The 17,846-nt window shown below is 47.4% G+C and carries 12 protein-coding genes; 4 read left to right on the top strand and 8 right to left on the bottom strand.

Translation table 11 applies throughout. The features are described from left to right. Positions 1-359: 359 nt before the first annotated feature. The gene (locus CHH60_RS06300) at positions 360-1,199 is read right to left on the bottom strand and encodes a YitT family protein (RefSeq protein WP_095358422.1); all 840 of its coding nucleotides are present in this window, start codon (positions 1,197-1,199) and stop codon (positions 360-362) included. A gap of 381 nt (positions 1,200-1,580) precedes the next feature. On the opposite strand from CHH60_RS06300, the gene CHH60_RS06305 reads away from it, so the two are divergent. The 3 genes from CHH60_RS06305 to CHH60_RS06315 all read left to right on the top strand — a co-directional run bounded on the left by CHH60_RS06305 (position 1,581) and on the right by CHH60_RS06315 (position 4,483). Next, positions 1,581-2,639 (top strand): fatty acid desaturase, encoded by a 1,059-nt coding sequence (locus CHH60_RS06305; RefSeq protein WP_095358423.1) that lies wholly within the window; start codon positions 1,581-1,583, stop codon positions 2,637-2,639. Positions 2,640-2,738: 99 nt separating this feature from the next. Beyond that, entirely contained in the window at positions 2,739-3,881 is a 1,143-nt protein-coding gene (locus CHH60_RS06310; protein WP_095358424.1) for a sensor histidine kinase, read from the top strand. A gap of 2 nt (positions 3,882-3,883) precedes the next feature. Then, positions 3,884-4,483, top strand: a complete 600-nt coding sequence (locus tag CHH60_RS06315) for a response regulator transcription factor (protein WP_095358425.1) — start codon at positions 3,884-3,886, stop codon at positions 4,481-4,483. 85 nt (positions 4,484-4,568) lie between these two features. Here the strand turns inward: CHH60_RS06315 and CHH60_RS06320 are convergent, their stop codons facing one another. From CHH60_RS06320 to CHH60_RS06350, 7 genes are all read right to left on the bottom strand, one after another. Then, positions 4,569-5,480 (bottom strand): hypothetical protein, encoded by a 912-nt coding sequence (locus CHH60_RS06320; RefSeq protein ID WP_095358426.1) that lies wholly within the window; start codon positions 5,478-5,480, stop codon positions 4,569-4,571. A 73-nt stretch (positions 5,481-5,553) separates the two neighbouring features. Then, positions 5,554-6,294, bottom strand: a complete 741-nt coding sequence (locus CHH60_RS06325; RefSeq protein ID WP_095358427.1) for a polysaccharide deacetylase family protein — start codon at positions 6,292-6,294, stop codon at positions 5,554-5,556. Positions 6,295-6,691: 397 nt separating this feature from the next. Further along, positions 6,692-7,195, bottom strand: a complete 504-nt coding sequence (locus CHH60_RS06330) for a ferritin (protein WP_095287527.1) — start codon at positions 7,193-7,195, stop codon at positions 6,692-6,694. Between the two features lie 191 nt (positions 7,196-7,386). Further along, positions 7,387-7,506 carry a hypothetical protein gene (locus tag CHH60_RS06335; protein WP_017688846.1) on the bottom strand — a complete coding sequence of 40 codons (120 nt, stop codon included), beginning with the start codon at positions 7,504-7,506 and terminating at the stop codon, positions 7,387-7,389. Positions 7,507-7,600: 94 nt separating this feature from the next. Further along, positions 7,601-7,858, bottom strand: coding sequence for a YolD-like family protein (locus CHH60_RS06340; protein ID WP_095358428.1), 258 nt, complete (start codon positions 7,856-7,858; stop codon positions 7,601-7,603). A gap of 155 nt (positions 7,859-8,013) precedes the next feature. Continuing rightward, positions 8,014-9,705, bottom strand: a complete 1,692-nt coding sequence (locus tag CHH60_RS06345) for a DUF11 domain-containing protein (RefSeq protein WP_095358429.1) — start codon at positions 9,703-9,705, stop codon at positions 8,014-8,016. Beyond that, on the bottom strand, positions 9,702-16,421 hold the full coding sequence (locus CHH60_RS06350; protein WP_255247838.1) for a DUF7507 domain-containing protein: 6,720 nt from the start codon (positions 16,419-16,421) through the stop codon (positions 9,702-9,704). The genes CHH60_RS06345 and CHH60_RS06350 overlap by 4 nt, the downstream gene beginning before the upstream one ends. Positions 16,422-16,716: 295 nt before the next feature. Here CHH60_RS06350 and CHH60_RS06355 point away from each other — a divergent pair, with 295 nt between their 5' ends. Continuing rightward, complete coding sequence (locus CHH60_RS06355; RefSeq protein ID WP_255247839.1) at positions 16,717-17,766, top strand: GGDEF domain-containing protein; 1,050 nt, start codon at positions 16,717-16,719, stop codon at positions 17,764-17,766. Positions 17,767-17,846: the final 80 nt, after the last annotated feature.

A 17,846-nucleotide genomic window follows, 5' to 3' on the forward strand; every position in this document is an offset into this window, starting at 1 on the left:
CGTACATTCTCTTAACCTTTTTTATACTCTTTTAGACGTTTATCTGTTTCCGAAATGTTGACCCTTACATAGAATGAACTATCACTAGTCAGGAGGGGTCGAAATGAATAGAAAGAAGCATAGATGTCATCCACCCGTAACGAAATGCTATTACAAAAAGATTACCAAAACTTGTGTAACTAAAATCAAATATGTTCCCACCAAGGTTAAAAAGCACTGTCATGTTACTGTTAAATATGGTGTAATCAGAAAAAGAAATCATCATTAATAATAATCTTCAGCCCTTCTCGATGGAGAAGGGCTTTCTTAGTACCAAAAAAACCGGGGGCATCGTGCCTCCGGTTTTACTTCCTTATATATTAGGTTTTGGATAGTTCGATAAATCCTTCACCGAACACGTCACGAACATCGTGAATCGTGATAAACGCGATCTCATCCTCAGCACGTACAATCTTCTTCAACATGGGAACTTCCTGTTTGCTAATGACAATATAGAGAATTTCTTTCGGTGTTTTCGTATAGTAACCATGGCCCGACAGAACCGTTACACCGCGATCCATTTTCTCGATGACCTGCTTCGCAATCGCATCCTGCTTTGTCGAGATGATGGTAACCGCCTTTTTCGGATTCAACCCTTCTATAATAAACTCCATCGTTTTGGTTCCAACAAACAGCATGACAATCGTACACATGAGTCCCTGTGCCCCGATTATGAAGAAAGAGGAGAACGCCACGATCAGATCAAAAAACAGAAGTCCATAGCTGATGTTCCAATCCAGATACTTATTGGCGAGTCTCGCCAAGATGACGGTTCCCGCGGTTGTGCCGCCAACTCTCACAATCAAACCAATTCCCAGACCGGCAAACAATCCCCCAAAAATCGTATTAATCCACAGCTCATGCGAATCAATTGTCCAGCTCTCGGTCAGATGCAGGAACAAGGAATTGAATACCACTGCAATAATGGTGTATACCGTTGTGGTCTTGTCCAGAAACCGGTAACCCACAATTAACAAAATCCCGTTCAGAATCAAATTCATTAAACCTGGTGACCATTCGAACAGATAATACAAAATAATGGTGATCCCCGTTACGCCACCCTCAGCAAGATCATTTGGAATGACGAACAGATTCACCGCCAAGGCAAATAAAAATGCACCCGCCATAATAAATAAAATATCCGTTATTCGTTTCTTCATCAAGTATTCCTTCCAATCCTTCAGAAATCAACCTATCCATCAGGCTCATAAGTTGTCATATGCACTCACAATGATAGATTCTACCATGTCGCCAGCAAAATTTGTATACATAATACAAATTGTTGCACGAAATGTGCAAAGGATTCTAGATTGGGATCATTTTTGAATGGGTAAACAAAAAAATAGCCACACCTTTTCCACACATGACAAATGTCATGTGTCATCCTTGATATTCATCATTACACATGGCTGACGTTTATGACTTACCGGATGAAACGAATTCTTTTACAATAATAAAAACGCTTCCCATTCAGGATTGATCAGGGAAACGCCAGGTTATAGCCGTGCTTGGTTATAACGACTGAAGGAGGACTACCATTCATGAGCAGAGCAAAAGAAATGGCACTGAAAAAAGAAGTTACCCCTTACGAGAAAAATGATCTACGATTAAGTATCCGACAAATTATAAATACGATCCTTCCACTCTTTTTATTGTGGGCCGCAGCCTACTATAGCCTGTCCGTTTCGTATTGGCTGACATTTCCGATTGCCTTGGTGGCATCAGGATTTGTACTTCGAACGTTTATCATTTTCCATGACTGCTGTCACGGTTCCTTTTTCAAAAACAAACGTGCGAACGACATTCTAGGGACTATTACGGGCGTCTTAACCCTTACTCCCTACCAGCAATGGAAAGCCGAACATTCCATCCATCATGCCACCAGCAGTAATTTAGACAAACGTGGTGTAGGCGATATCTGGGTCATGACGGTTGAAGAGTACAAAGCAGCATCACCATGGGGACGGCTTTTCTACCGCATCTATCGTAATCCAGTCGTAATGTTTGGCATTGGTCCAATCTATGTATTTCTACTCGCTTACCGTTTTAACCGCAAGGCTGCTCGTCGCAAAGAACGCATCAACACACATCTGACTACGGTACTGATCGTTGCACTTTATGCATTCATGTCTTGGTTGGTTGGATGGCAGGCCTTTGTTATGGTGCAGGCACCCGTGTTTTTCTTCTCCGGTTTCTTCGGCATCTGGTTGTTCTACGTTCAGCATCAGTTTGAAGACACCTACTTCGAGCATGAGGATGAATGGAGTTACGTCAAGGCTGCTGTTGAAGGCAGTTCTTACTACAAGCTGCCGAAGCTGCTGCAATGGATCAGCGGTAATATCGGATTTCACCATGTGCATCACCTGAGTCCGCGTGTACCGAACTATTACCTGGAAGAGGCACATAATGCGACACCACCTCTGCAAAAGGCAACGACAATTACCCTTCGTTCCAGTCTGGCAGCCCTTCGCTTCCGTCTGTGGGATGAGGAATCCAAACGATTTATCAGCTTCAAGGAGATCAAATCGTTATACCGCAAACCTTATGCTCAGCCACCTATACGCGTAACCAATCAAGCGGGTCTGACAGAGAAGCCTTAAACTCTGTCGGATTCGTTTTCTTGTATTCAGGCTGAAGTCATGCTACAGTCAGGCTAAAGTTGGAATACCGCGCAAAGTCGTGTAAGGAGGAGAATTTTCATTCAAAAGTGGATGCAGCTCTTTTATAAAAATACAGGATTGAATCCGTACGTGTGGCTCGTCTTTTTCATCCTGCCCTTCTATTATATTTCGCAATACTCGAAACTGTGGACTCTGGTGACAGGAATTGTGATCATTCTTGTCTTCTTTGTCTGTTATTTACTCGCCTTCATCACCAAGGGCTGGCAAGTATATATGTGGATCGGCCTTCTTATTGCCATTTCGATTACAATGACGATAGCCTATGATTATGCGTATTTCTCATTGTTTCTTGCTTTTTTCATTGGGAATATTAAAAATAAAGCTGGCTTCATTACCCTCTATTCGGTCAATTTGGCAGCCAGTTTTCTGACCATAAATTACGGATTTATCATTCAGAGCTCCCGGCTGCTTAGTCAATTTCCATTTGTATTCATCAGTCTGATGGCATCCATTCTTCTTCCGGTAAGTACCTATAATAAAAACAAACGGGAGCAGTTGGAGGGGCAGCTGGAGAATGCAAACAAACGACTGGATGATCTGGTCAAAATGGAAGAACGCCAGCGAATCGCTCGTGATCTGCACGATACCCTCGGACAGAAACTCTCCTTGATCGGCTTGAAAACCGATCTGGCGAAACGCCTGCTTCGTGTCAATCCCGAGCAGGCCGAGGTGGAGCTAAACGACTTGCGTCAGACGGCAAGCACAGCACTCAAGGAAGTTAGGGAAATGGTTACTACCATGCGCGGAACACAGCTGGTTGATGAATTGCACCGTGCCGAGCAGATCCTGAAAGCTGCTGCGATCGAGTTCAAGCTCGATGGCAACCCCAAGCTGCAGGACACCTCTCAGCTTAACGAAAATGTGATGGGGATGTGTCTGAAAGAGGCCGTTACGAATGTGGTCAAGCATAGCCAGGCAACAATGTGTACCATCAGCCTGAAAGATACACCTTCCGATAACATATTGACTATTCATGACAACGGAATTGGATTGGAACACAGTAATAACAAAGAACGCCGCGGTACAGGAATTCTTGGCATGAAAGAACGCTTGGAATTTGTTAATGGTTGTCTGGATATTCGCTCGGGAACAAATATAGACGGAACGCAGCTTATTATTCAGGTACCGAAGCTGGTTCGCAAACCAATCAAGGAGGAATAAACATGATCAGAATCGTCATCGCCGAAGACCAACGCATGATGCTGGGTGCCCTCTCCTCCCTGCTTAACCTGGAAGAAGACATGGAAGTGGTTGGGCGAGCAAGCAACGGGCAGGAGGCGCTTGAACTCGTCCAGCAGCATACACCGGATATATGCCTAATGGACATTGAAATGCCTATCAAAAGTGGGCTGGAAGCTGCTGAGGAATTGAAAGGCATGAACTGCAAGGTTATTATCTTAACGACCTTTGCTCGGACAGGGTATTTCGAACGTGCACTAAAAGGCGGAGTTAGAGGTTACCTGTTAAAGGATAGTCCGATCGAGGAATTGGCTGAAGCCATTCGCCAGGTCATGAACGGACGCCGGATCTTCGCTCCTGATCTGGTGGACGAAGCCTATGTAGAGGAAAATCCGCTTACGGAGCGAGAGAATGCCGTTCTCGGCCTCATGGCTGATGGCAAGAACACGAAGGAAATTGCCAAACACCTCTTTATTACAACCGGCACCGTCCGCAACTATATCTCCATCATTTTGAACAAATTAAATGCAAGCAATCGGATTGAAGCCATCACCCGTTCCAAGGAAAAGGGCTGGTTCAAATGAAAGTACCGCTTCAACCCATTACGACACAAATAATAGCTTGGTCAGGAGCTTCCACTCCCAGCCAAGCTATTTCATTAACGTATATTTATTTGACTGATGCTACCATACCCAATGCGTTATTCGGCACCTGGTTTGTTTGCAGCTGATGAATCTGCTTGCCTTCCTGCCATGAAATCGTGACATTTACCGTTTCCCCACCACTCGGATATTCCACGTTTACGAAGCCTTTATCCTTAGGAGCAGGCAGTGTATGTGATTCCAGGTACTCGACCATTTTCTTGGCAATTCCCGGATTGTTCATCTTATCTTCGGAAACCGATCGGATCTGCAGTGTCCATCTGCCTTCCTTCCAGGTTAGATACTGGCTCCCTGCGGCACCTTCGGCCATGCCTTTGATTCCATGTCCAAGATCAACTGACATTTCATCGGGAATGTTGTCCAGATCCGTATCCGGGAAAATCCCTGTACTATCCGGGTCCTTATAGGTTTTCACTTCATAGGAAGCGAGCACATCTGGTGCGTTTTTGGAAGACGACAACGAAGCATCATTGACCGGAATGGTCTGATCTACGGAATAGAAATTCACTTTGAAAGCATCTGACGAATTGACTGGAATGGCTGCTGCAAGATGCTTACCTTTATCCAGGGCGAATGATGTCGGCAGAACAGCATCCTTCATCTTCAACTGGCTGCGAATTTCCTGAAGGACATCGTTCATGCTGGATTGCCCTTGTGTTTCGGTTGTTTCGCCCCCGGAAGTACTGGTGGTACCCTCTGAGTTATTTTCATTATTGGCCGTGCCTGCTGCCGCATTGCTTCCTTCTGAAGTGTTTGAAAAATCGGCCCCCCCGCTCCCGGATTGTGTTTGCTCTCCTGAAGTCGAAGTAGGTGTATTGCTTGCCTGTGACGTATTGTTATCCTGTCCTCCACAACCTGCTAGCGCAAGTAACACAGCTGTGGTAACAGGAATGATGACCCAACGTTTTTGCTTTTTCATGATGATAACCTCCTCGATGTCTTTATTTCCAGTGAATTATGTTTCATTATTAGTTCCATAGAGTGTAACTAGATTAACGTTTATCGTTCCAGAAGTTAACCGGCTGTACTTTTTTGGTCAGTACTTTGAACTGGTATCCTTCTGCTTTCAATGTTTTTAGCAATTGCGGAAGCACTTTTAACGTCGCTTCCTGATCATGCATGAGCACAACCGGTGTTGTACCACTCTTTTGGACCGTGTGGATCTGCTTCATTACACTGTTGTAGACCTTTTGGTGATCTTTCTTGTATTTCCAATCTTCAGAGTCCACATTCCAATCCCAGAGGTGGAATCCACCCTGAGAAAGTAATACTTTACGGTAAGACGATTTGAGATATGGCTTACTGCCATACGGTGTACGGACAAGACTTGTCTTCACTCCGGCAACTTGGTTCAGCGTCGTATTCGCCTGCTGCATTTCCTTCAAGCCGCTATATGCCGATTGATAAAACTTGCTAGGAACGTGTGTCATACCATGAAGTCCCAAGCCATGCCCATCCGCAACTATACGTTTCGTTGCTTTTTGAAATTGCTTCATTTCCGGTCCGAGCATAAAGAATGTCGCTTTGGCATGATACTGATCCAAGATATCCAGCAGTTGTCCTGTATGGGCTGTAGGCCCATCATCAAACGTAAGATATATGATCTTCGCATTCGCTTTTGCTCCAGTAGAGCTTGAAGCACTTGGCTTCGCGGATACCGATTGAGGTAGCAGGAGTGGAATCATAAGTAAGATGGCGAGTGCAGCAATAAATGACTTTCGAATATGTAGCATAAATATAAATCTCCCTTGTGTCTCGTATTTCCCCGGGTGTCTTCGAATCTCTCATTGCATCCCTTGGCGATAATCCTAATACTAGCAAAAAGGACAGGCCTCATTCTCGCTTCAAATGCTACGTTCGAGTTACACTTTTGTCAGATTAGCCAAGGAAATAAAACGAAATTGATAGATTTGTAGTGAAAATCATACCCGTCAGGATAGATCTTTTTTGACATATGTTTCATTAACCTATTTTGAATGATCTGATAGATTTAAGTTAGAAGTTGTTCCTTCTTTGATCAATTAGATCTAAAAAACACAGCAAAAAAAGCCTGCACAAAGGCAGACTTTTCATATGTAGAACGGTATACTCCATGAACATGGAATACGTATTACTAATTTGCTCTCGCTATCACTCCGCAGGAGCGGTGAATGAACGTTTACCGAACTCAGCGTCAAGCATGTAGAAAGCATTGCTGTCTTTTTCAATACGGCGCAGCTTCTGAATGATGCTGTCAAACAACGCTTCTTCCTCTACCTGCTCATCAATGAACCATTTCAGGAAATACATTGTGGCATGCTCGCGTTCATTCAAGGCAAGGTCAGCCAGATTGTAGAATTTTTTCGTGTTTTGCTGTTCATGTGCGTATCCGTGCTCGAACACATCCAGCATGGAAGTATACTCATTTTTCGGTTCCGGCAAAGCCTCCAGTGTCGCGCGTTGTCCGCGATCATTCAGGAACTTGTATATTTTCATGCCATGGAATCGTTCTTCTTCAGCCTGTACAATGAAAAAATTCGCGAAGCCGTCCAGACTTTCACTGGAACAGTATGCTGCCATCGCGAGGTATACATGGGCAGAATAAAATTCAAAGTTCATCTGTTGGTTCAATGCTTGTGTTAGCTCTTTACTCATGTTCGACACACCTCATGCTTTCTCTAGGAATGCTCCTATTCTATCATAATGAACGTTCGACTGACATGGATTATCTACCTAATCGGCCAATGAACGAATTTATGTTCTTCATATGAGATGTGCAGCGAATCAGAATAAAAGAAAGCTCTGCCGGAATGGCAGAGCTCTCTTCTTTCATTTGGAGAAATGAATTATACCAAGAACGCTTTGGAGATGATAACCAACAGGATGAACAGAACCAGAATGGCACCTACAGAAGTGAAACCTCCGTATCCGTAGCCTCTTGTTTCTCCACCTAATACTTCGCTCATTGACCGTACCTCCTCTGCAACAGGTATGGGATATCTTATGCAGGAAGAACGGGTTTGACCGGGCGAATGCCCTATTATTTAAAATTGCACGTTTTTAATAACGGGGAGATTCCACCCGCATGATATCGAGAAAAGGTACTTTTGCCATGAACTCCTCTTCAGTGCACTCTACATGTACCAACCGAGTACGGGAATCCAGCTTAACAATAACCCCTTGCACCTGCTCTTCTTTCCCCCATACCGTCAACAGCACTTCCGAACGCTCATGATACGCTTCAACCAATTGATTCCCCAGCTCTTCCAGCTCAAATTCATCCCGGGTAGGTCTTTTTGCAACTTTTGCTTTTGCCAATGTGGAGCCTCCTCTACAGCTAATCCGACGTCCCGATTCCACGGGTTGTTTGCCGAGGGCATATTCAATTAGTATACCATTCATTTGCGTTCGTGTAATGTCATGGAAGTCATTTGGAGCAAATTTCCCAATTCATCACTGTAAGTGGATTGACGTTATTCATCACGGTACTCGATTACAATCGTGTACTCGTTCGATCGAGCTTCCCCGCTTCTTCTCTGTCCGTTCAGTTCATAGGTGTACAGGGCAGTCAGGAAACCATTCAGCGTTCCCGTTTCCTCTGGCGATAGCTGCGCTACGTAAGAAATATTTTTCTCCGCACCCGGGGCCAGTTCTCCCAGATGCAGAACCCTTGGCGAAGAGTATTCGGGTATGTTCCATTGAACTTGATCTTCCGCTTGACCGCGCCATTTGGCTCCAGGTGGAAGAACACCTGTCAACTGTACACGAGCAGACAGAGAGCCTGTATTCTCGACGCGGACCTGAAAAATAACGGATCCTCCCTGCTCGACTAAATTGGGATTTACTTCAACGTGGACCTTAATCATTGGGCTCTTCAGGTAGACTGTTGCTTCGTTGGAAGCGGCCATGCGCTGCACCGTTCGTGAATCAGGCAATCGATACGTATACAAGAGACGCGCCTGGTTAACCAGCTCGAATGATTCAGGCACCCCGGTCCCGTGTTCAATAATTTTGGCTTCAAATTGAATGTTAATGACAGACCGTGCAGTCAATGTTCCCAGGCTAACGCCTTTGACCGGATTGGCCCCGGGCCGCTTGACTCCATTCCAGCTAAGGCTCCCCTCCACAAAAGTCATGCCGGCTGGCAATGAATCTGACACCTTGGCATCCACCGCATAATTGCTTTCATTCGCTATGGTAATGTCATATCGTATGGTGTCATCTACTGAGGCAACTACTGGATGTACCCTCTTTTGGATCGAAATAAAAGGCTGGATGACTTCAAGTGTAACTTCGTTGGAATAAACGATCTCCTGCTTGCCTGCAGAAGTATACTCCAGCACCGCCTGACTTGGAATGCTTTCAGCATCTCTTACCGAAACAACCTGTACCCGATATTGAATAGTAACCTTACTTCCGGGCTCAATGTCACCGATCTCTATTCCAGAATCCGGGGTCATCTGGGGAGCGAACATTCCGTTAATTACAACACTTGCAGGAATAAACACAAGGCCAGGAGCCAAAGCGATGGTCACCTTGGCACCTGCAGCTGTCAGAAATCCAGGATTGCTCACAACGACACTGTACAAAACAATATCCCCTGAAAAGGTCGGGATATGGTCCGACTGAAGGGCAACCTCCAGACGGGATGAGGCCAGAGTGACCTCAACCGTATTGGATAGTTCTCGGCCTGTAACCGTCCTGCCTTCCGGTGTTAGAAATTCATAGTTAACCTGTGCCTGATTGAGCAGCTTCAATGTCGGAGGTAATCGCACGATGGCAACTTGAAAGTGGTAGCGCAGTGTAGCTCCCGGCGTAACCTCTGCAGGAGGCAGCCCAAGCTGAGGTGATGCACCGGGTAATGGAACGCCATCACGAAGTACACTATTTGGAAGCAGTGACGTATCTTCCGGGAGCGGATCTACTACGTATACGATGGCGGTTCGATTACCTGAATTCGTAATCTCAATCTGGTAAGTGAGCGACTGTCCCAGTGCAGCAACAGTGACATTGGCTTCCTTTCTTACTGCAAGTCTGGGTCCAACCCATGGTGTAACAACGGTATTAGAGTAGGCCACCTGTTCCAGTTCAGTCGTACCCGAGCTGAACCGAACCAGGGACTGATTCTGTAGCCAGTGGGACAACGGACCGGAGGACTGGCTCATATCACCACGACCTCTACTCTGAATGTAACCGTAACCGAAGCGCCCGCAGCGATCGATCCGAGCGTTATTCCCGTATTCGGATTGCCAGTTGGTCTTGCCACTCCATCCACCGTTACACTTCCCGGTACAAACACCGTTCCTACCGGCACAGGGTCAACCATGACCACATTATTGACCACTTCAATACCAGCGTTTGTAACAACAACCGTATAAGTGATTACATCACCGACAACAGCATCAATGGCGTCTGTGCTTTTGACAACCGTCACGTTAGGTGCAGATACTGGAATGACAAGGACGTTGGAAGACACCGTACCCGTTAACTGACGGCCATCCGGCGGACTAAATGTATAATTGGCGACGGCTTGGTTAGTCAACCGCTGATCTTGCGGCAGCGAATCCACGGTAACTTCAAGGGTAACGGTCACATTAACGGACCCCCCTGGCGGTATGGTGCCTACAACAATGCCTGTTTCCGGATTGGCTCCTGGCTGCGGAACACCATCAATCAATACACTGTTTGGAAGAAGCACAGCCCCATCCGGAATGTCATCCGTTAAGGTCAGATTGGCAGCCAGATTTCCGCTGTTGTTAATGGAGAAAGAGTATACGATGGTGTCGCCGATCGTTGCATTGGATGTATTGGCCGTCTTCGTTACAGCTATGATCGGTTGATAAATTGGGGTTACTACGATATTTGAATATGAAGCACCAGAGAAGACACCCGATGTGAAACTTACGGCAGACTGACTGCTCACAACAGGTGGTGTAGGCAGCGTATTGACTCGTACCGCATAGGACACTGCTGCAGATGCACCTGGAGCCAAAGTTCCAATAGCGATACCCAGCGCAGGGTTAGCCGAGGCACGCGGAACACCGTCTACCAGAACACTTCCAGCGACAAATGTGGTGGCTGGATCGATGGGATCGGTTATTACCACATTGTTTACAGGATCAATTCCATTATTGGTTATAACCATCTCATATATAATGGTATCGCCTACTACTGCATCAACTGCCGCTGTCGTTTTCGTTACACTAACATCCGGAGCGGATACCTGAATGTTAAGTGAATTAGAAGTCAGACTGCCTCCCAGTGTTCTTCCGTCTGGCAGCGTATACGTAAAGGTTGCAGAAGCCTGATTCGTTATCGATTGGCTCAACGGAAGAGTGACGATGACAACGGAGAACATAACCATGGTTGTTGTTGACACGACGCCAAGTGGAATGCCCGAAGCCGGATCGGCACCCGGTACAGATGCACCATTGACGATAACACTATTGGGTACAAGTTCGGTTCCGGCAGGGATCGTATCGGTCAACGTAACGGAGGCCCCGTAGTTCCCGGCATTGGAGATGGCGATGCTGTACACAACGGTATCCCCTACCGTGGCTATCGCCTGATCTCCCGTTTTGACCGCCGTCAGAATCGGCTGGAACACTGGTGTTGTAACCGTATTGGAGAACGTGGTGGCTGAGAACGCCCCTGATGTAAAGCTGACCGTGGATTGATTGTTCAAAACCGCACTTGCAGGGAGAGCTGTAACCTGCACACTAAAAACAACGGTCACGGTAGCACCAGGTGCGATGGAACCAATGGTAATTCCCGTTGAAGGGTTAGCAGCGGGGCGAAGAACCCCATCCACAAATACGCCTGTTGGTGCAAGAACGGTGCTTGCCGGTACCGCGTCTGTGAAGACTACATTATTGACCGTCGCAATTCCGTTATTTGTGACTGCTACGCTGTATGTCACAATATCGCCAACCGATACCGACGTTGATGTCGTCGATTTCACCACATCGACATCCGGAGCCGACACGGTGATGGTAAGTACATTGGACAGAACAGAGCCTGTAATTGTCCGACCGTCCGGCAATGTGAAGGAAAGAGCCACCGAAGCCTGATTCACCAGCTGCTGTGGAGACGGCAAAGTATCGATAACCACAGAAAAAGTAATGGTTGTTGTCGCACCGGCAGCGACCGTGCCTGCCGAAATGCCTGTGGCTGGATTGGCGGCTGGCAGCGGCTGGCCATTCACAATGACACTGTTCGGAACAAGAATGGTTCCCGCCGGGATATTGTCCGTCAGGTTAATCTGGGCCCCATAGTTACCCGTGTTGGAGACAGTGACCGTGTAGCTAACGGTGTCACCTACAGTAGCGTTCAGTGTGCTTGCCGTCTTGGTTGCAGTGAGAATGGGCTGGAATACCGGTGTGACCACCGTATTGGAAAACGTTGTGCTCGAGAAAGTCCCTGATGTAAAACTGACTGTGGATCGATTACTCAGCTGGCCGCTTGGCGGTATCGCATCCACACGGAAGGTAAAAGTTACAGTTGCGGACGCTCCTGGAGCAAGTGTGCCGAGTGATATCCCCCCTGCCGGGTTGGCTGCAGGTTGCGCTACTCCATTGACGGTCAGACTGCCTGTGACAAAGGAGGCCCCGGCAGGAATCGGGTCCGAAAACTGAATATTGTTTACAGGAGCTATACCACTGTTTGTTACCTGAACGGAATAAGTGATGGTATCACCTACGGCAGCCGCAGTTGAAGGTGTACTTTTAACGACAGCAACGTTTGGAGAAGAGACCGGAAACGTCAGCGTATTTGAGGTGGCTGTTCCTGTCAACGTACGTCCGTCCGGAGGTGTGAAGGTAAAGGAAGATGTAGCAAAGTTGCTAAGCTGCTGCGGAGATGGAAGTGTATCCACAACCACAGCAAACGTGACAACCGCGGTTGCTCCAGCGGCAACAATGCCTACCGGAATACCCGTTCCCGGTGTCGCTCCAGGCTGCGGTACACCTGATACCACAACACTGTTGGCTACAAAAGAAGTCGCAGCAGGAATCGTATCTGTGACGGTAACATTGGCCTGTAAATTGCCAGTGTTACTTACAGTCACCGTGTATACAACCGTATCACCTACGGTGGCATTGACTGTATTGGCCGTTTTGACAAGTGAAATCTGCGGTTGGATAACCGGAGTCTGTGTCGTATTGGACGAGGATGACCCCGAAAATGAACCGGATGTGAAGCTGACCGTCGACTGATTGTTAATCTGCGAAGGGATCGGCATGGTAATCGTCACCTCAAAAGTTACGGTAACCTCAGCTCCTGGAGCCAAAGTACCGATTGGAATGCCGGCGGTCGGATTGGAGAGCGGGAATGAAGTCCCGTTCACAATGACGCTTCCGGGTACAAATGGGGTATTCGGAGGAAGAGGGTTGACATATACCACATTGTTAACTGCTACGGTTCCGTTGTTGCGAATAACAGATGTGTACCTGATGACATCGCCGACTACCCCGTATTCTACATTGTCACTGTTAACAATCGTTACATTGGGAAGAGAGACAGGGATCGTGATGGAGTTGGATGACGAGAATCCGGCAATCGTCCTTCCACTTGGAAGTGTGTAGGAGAATGAAGCGACCGCTTGGTTAGTCAACTGTCTTGAATCAGGCAAACTTGTGACCGTTGCGACAAAAGTAACGGTTGTACTTGAGTTCGCTGCAATCGATCCCAAACTAATACCTGTTGCCGGACTTACACCTGGCGTAGGTACACCATTAATGATAACACTGTTCGTACTGAAAACAGCTCCCGCAGGAATCGGATCTGTCAAAGTAACCGAAGCGGCGATGTTACCAGTGTTGTTAATCTGAATGCTGTAATTAAAGGTATCGCCTACCGTCAGATTGGTTGTACTTGCTGATTTCACTACTTGAATGACGGGCTGAAATATGGGTGTACTAACTGTAACCGATGAAGAGACACCATTAAAACTGCCCGACGTAAACGCTGCGCTGGCACGGTTGGTCACTGATCCTGTGGATGGAACAGACGTCACTCTGGTCTGGTAGGTCACGGTGACGCTGCTTGAGCTGTTCAGGGTTCCGATAGCAATGCCCGAGACCGGACTTGCACTTCCGGAAGCTATTCCATTAATGGTGACACTGCCCGGCACAAACTCCGAGCCGGTCGGCGTATCCGAGATCACCAGATTTTGGACCGCACTAATTCCCGCATTGGTCGCAATAACGGTATAGGTAAGGATGTCACCTACCGTCGCATCAGGTGTGTTTACCGTTTTGCTAATCGAGATATTCGGGGCCGATGCAGGTATGCGAACGATATTGGATTGACTTGAGCCTGAAAGATTCCGCCCACTCGGTAGTTGGTACGTGTAAGTTGCAGTACCCTGATTCTCCAGTGTTGGCGGAGATGGAAGTGTACTTAGTGTTGCGCGAAACACGACCGTTGCCGTGGCTCCTGGCGCAAGACTGCCCAGCGTTATTCCGGTTAAGGGGCTGGTTCCCGGACGCGCAGTACCATTCACCGTTACCGAATTCGGAACAAACGTCAGTCCTGCAGGGATGGTATCGGTTACCGTAACTTGAGCTGCTATGTTTCCGCTGTTTGTTACCACCAGTGTATATGCAAGCTGATCTCCCAACGTTGCATTCGTTTGACTCGCCGACTTGTTGATCGCAATGATCGGCTGGTACACAGGTGTAGTAATCGAATTGGAGTTGGAAATGCCCGTAAAGGCACCTGAACTATAGGACACAGAAGCCCGATTAAGCAGTGAGCCTGATGCAGGCAAGGATTGAACCGTAACCTGAAACGTCACCGTCGCGGAACTTCCTGCAGTTAATGTTCCAACAGATATGCCACTGTTTGGATTAGCCGATGCAACGACAGTGCCTCTTACGGTCACACTCCCCGGAACAAATATGGTTCCTGAAGGGAGAGCATCCGTCAGAATTACATTGTTAATCGGCTGAATGCCACCGTTCGTGGTAACCACGGTGTAGGTGAACGTCTCCCCTACGGCTACGTCACTGACGGAAGCGGATTTAACCGCGGTGACATTGGGTAATGTCACCGGAATCGTCAAGGTGTTCGATGCTACTGTTCCTGTTATGGTCCGTCCGTCAGGCGAGCTGAACGAATATGAAGCAGCAGCCTGATCCACAAGGGTTGGCGGTGTTGGCAAGCTTGTGACAAGCACTTGAAAGGTGACGGTATTGGCGCTGCCTGCAGCAAGGCTGCCCAAATTCACACCCGTCGCCGGATTGGCGCCTGCAATGACATTTCCGTTCAGGCGAAAGCTGCCTGCTACATACGAGCTGCCACTTGGGATGTTATCTGTCAATGTGACGTTCGCTGCAACATTCCCTCCGTTATTTACCTGAAGCGTGTACGTTACCGTGTCACCCACCGTGGCATTGGTGGTACTCCCCGACTTCACAATGGACAGGTTCGGTGAATATACAGGAAGTGTGGAGTTGTTGGATGGAATTACACCTGTTATGGTTGGACCTCCTGCCACACTCTGAAACGTAAAAGCTGCATTGGCCGAATTCACAAGCTGCAGGATGCTTGCATCCTGTCCGATAAGCGCCCGGTAGGTTACAACAATACTGCTGGACAGGGCTAATGAACCCAGCGGAATGCCTGCGGTTATATCCAGTGTTGGACGGGATACACCTGCAACTGTGACGCTCCCAGGAATAAAAGTTAGTCCAGCAGGCAACGAGTCCGATAGCACTACACTGGCGGCGCTGGCCGTACCTGCGTTGGCAACCGTAACCGTATAGAGAATGCTGTCCCCTGCTACCGCACCGGTGGCCGTTGATCCCTTCGATACGGTAATTCTTGGTGCATTAATATCGACCTGAATGGCATTGCCGTTAACGATATATGCATCTCCCGATGTAGTTAACGTCAACACGGCTGAAGATTGATTGTTGATCAGTCTGGCTGACACATCCACATTGGTGATGTCCCAGCCCTGTCGTCCGCCAGAAATGTTGGAGCCTGGTGCACCGTTGATCTGGTTCCGGGTTCCAAAGGTTCCTGTCGTGTTAAGTGCTCCGGTGTCTCCGTTGATTTGGGATGCAAAAAAGTTGGCTGCCAGGTTGTTAGGCCCTGACAAAGCAACCGAGGTCGCCGACGTTGGTCCAAATAACGCCTGGTCTCCGGTGCGATTCGCGTCACCTTCCTGCGCACTGAACAGCGCTCTTCCTCCGAGCGTGCCTGAGATCGGAGTCGCAAATCCTGTCAGTGTGGTAACCACCGGTGCTGAAGTCGATTGGACAAGTACTCCGCCAGCCCGCAGTGACATGTTACGGAATGGCAGATTCGGATTTTGATAAATGACTCCTAGTGTCCAGCCTGCATGGTTGGCCGTGGCATCATTGTTGATAACGATCGTTCCCACGACCGCTCCGGTGATATATGTACCCGCTCCCCCACTTTGTACCAGCGATGTAACATTGGCCGAACGCACATATCCGGCAGCGCCGTTCCCCAGATCGAATTGATTGTATGTCGCCGGGTCAGGAGTAACGCTGGATGTCCCTGCAGGGGTGATAAACGTGACAGGATTGTTGATGGCTGCACTCAGGTTCACATTGCCATTAATATAACTTCCGCCCCAGATCAACTCTGCGTATAGAACTGTACTGCCTGCTGGAAGGACGAGTATCGCAGCTGAGCTGTTGCTCTGATACAAACTTGTCGTACCTGCTGGATATGTCCCAAAACTTACGGCCGTGTTGGTCGTCGTGAATGCCCCAATACTGTCTTGTGTTCCCGGCACCCCTGCCGTTTCGGAACGACTCAAACCGAGTGTATTTCCTGTAAATGTAATTGCTCCTGTAGCATTGACGGTTGAACGAACGACAAGAGGAATAGAGATCACCTCCTTCATCAAGGATTGTAATCATCGTATGAGACGGAGCCTTGGTTCAGTCTATGAGGTTCATTCCGAAATTTGTTTGTCCCTGTGAAAAGTTTCTGCTCGGTTCTGTGTATATGTCACTTTGTATTCACCCATTTAATTAACATTTGCGTTTTGCACAATCTGTTTTATAATCAACTAATACGAGAGTCATTCTGTCGTACCATTATGATGCAGTCAGCGGTGATATATGAAGAGTTTGTCTACACATAGCAACCATATTCCAACAGAATATGAATTCAAGCATTCCAAATGGATCAAAAAAATGCTTCATGCATATTGGGTTGTTGTAATTACACATTTCGTCGTTCAGATCGGCTGTTTCCTGTTCTTGGACTATGATCGCACTCCTGAGGATTTCATCATTCATGTTCTAATCTGGCCCACAGCCTCAAGTATTGCTTCCATTATGATCGCCAGTTGGATCGACCGACGCTTCAGTCCCTTTTCGTTCTATGCCATGTCAGCAGCCAGCACAGTTGTTGCCTGGACGATCATTCATGTCAATTATGACATTCGAATTATCCAAGCGATCAGCCTGCTGCCCATCTTCACGTCGGTTTTGTTTTTTAGCAGAAAACGGGTCTGGACCGCATGTTTGATGCAAACGACGGGTTATGTTTTGGTTCTGTTTGATTCAGGCTATCGTTCCTATCTGACTTCCTTTGACATGGTCTCCATCCCAGCCTTTCTCATTGTCGGTACATATGTAGCTCAGGTCATTGTTACAAGTGGCGTTGAGGTATTGGATGATCTCAAGGACAGCATGTTAGCCAAGCAGGAACTGATTGTACGAAATGCCATTATGACCAAGCAGTCCAAAACCGATGGGCTTACCAATCTGTATAACCAGAGCTCATTCAAAGACTATTACGATAAAGCATATGAGTATGCCAAGAGCGGTATGAGCCTTCATTTGGCTCTCATTGATATTGATGATTTCAAATCGATCAATGACACCTATGGACATCGGGTGGGTGATATCATACTGGAGAAAGTTTCGCATGTCATTCAGGAGAACATCACTTCAAGTGATATTGCAGCCCGTTATGGCGGTGAGGAATTCGCATTGCTTATGTTTGAACAGTCCTTCGATCAGGCTTACGCTCTCGTGGAACAGATTCGTCAAAAAATAGCCCTGATGGGCCATTTGGAACTGGAAGGGAATTCCATCACCGTAAGTGTGGGACTCAAAAGTTTCAATGCCCGGCTGACCAAAGAAAAGCTGTTTGAAGAGGTGGATGCCTGTCTATACGCTGCCAAAAGGACGGGTAAAAACAAAACCGTGACTTCCATTGACCTTGTTGAGGTTTAGTGAATACAAGAGACATCAAAAAAAGTTGTACCGCACACCGAATTCGGTTGTGCAGTGCAACTTTTTTTACATCTAGAATA

It is taken from the genome of Paenibacillus sp. 7523-1, from assembly GCF_002276415.1.
In the GTDB taxonomy this organism is placed as follows: Bacteria; Bacillota; Bacilli; order Paenibacillales; family Paenibacillaceae; genus Paenibacillus; species Paenibacillus illinoisensis_A.

Bases quoted from the DNA above. Each gene is read 5' to 3' on its own strand.
- CHH60_RS06345 (WP_095358429.1), bottom strand. From the start codon at position 9,705: ATGAGCCAGTCCTCCGGTCCGTTGTCCCACTGGCTACAGAATCAGTCC.
- CHH60_RS06315 (WP_095358425.1), top strand. From the start codon at position 3,884: ATGATCAGAATCGTCATCGCCGAAGACCAACGCATGATGCTGGGTGCC.
- CHH60_RS06355 (WP_255247839.1), top strand. From the start codon at position 16,717: ATGCTTCATGCATATTGGGTTGTTGTAATTACACATTTCGTCGTTCAG.
- CHH60_RS06335 (WP_017688846.1), bottom strand. From the start codon at position 7,506: ATGAGCGAAGTATTAGGTGGAGAAACAAGAGGCTACGGATACGGAGGT.
- CHH60_RS06305 (WP_095358423.1), top strand. From the start codon at position 1,581: ATGAGCAGAGCAAAAGAAATGGCACTGAAAAAAGAAGTTACCCCTTAC.
- CHH60_RS06330 (WP_095287527.1), bottom strand. From the start codon at position 7,195: ATGAGTAAAGAGCTAACACAAGCATTGAACCAACAGATGAACTTTGAA.
- CHH60_RS06300 (WP_095358422.1), bottom strand. From the start codon at position 1,199: ATGAAGAAACGAATAACGGATATTTTATTTATTATGGCGGGTGCATTT.
- CHH60_RS06350 (WP_255247838.1), bottom strand. From the start codon at position 16,421: ATGAAGGAGGTGATCTCTATTCCTCTTGTCGTTCGTTCAACCGTCAAT.
- CHH60_RS06325 (WP_095358427.1), bottom strand. From the start codon at position 6,294: ATGCTACATATTCGAAAGTCATTTATTGCTGCACTCGCCATCTTACTT.
- CHH60_RS06320 (WP_095358426.1), bottom strand. From the start codon at position 5,480: ATGAAAAAGCAAAAACGTTGGGTCATCATTCCTGTTACCACAGCTGTG.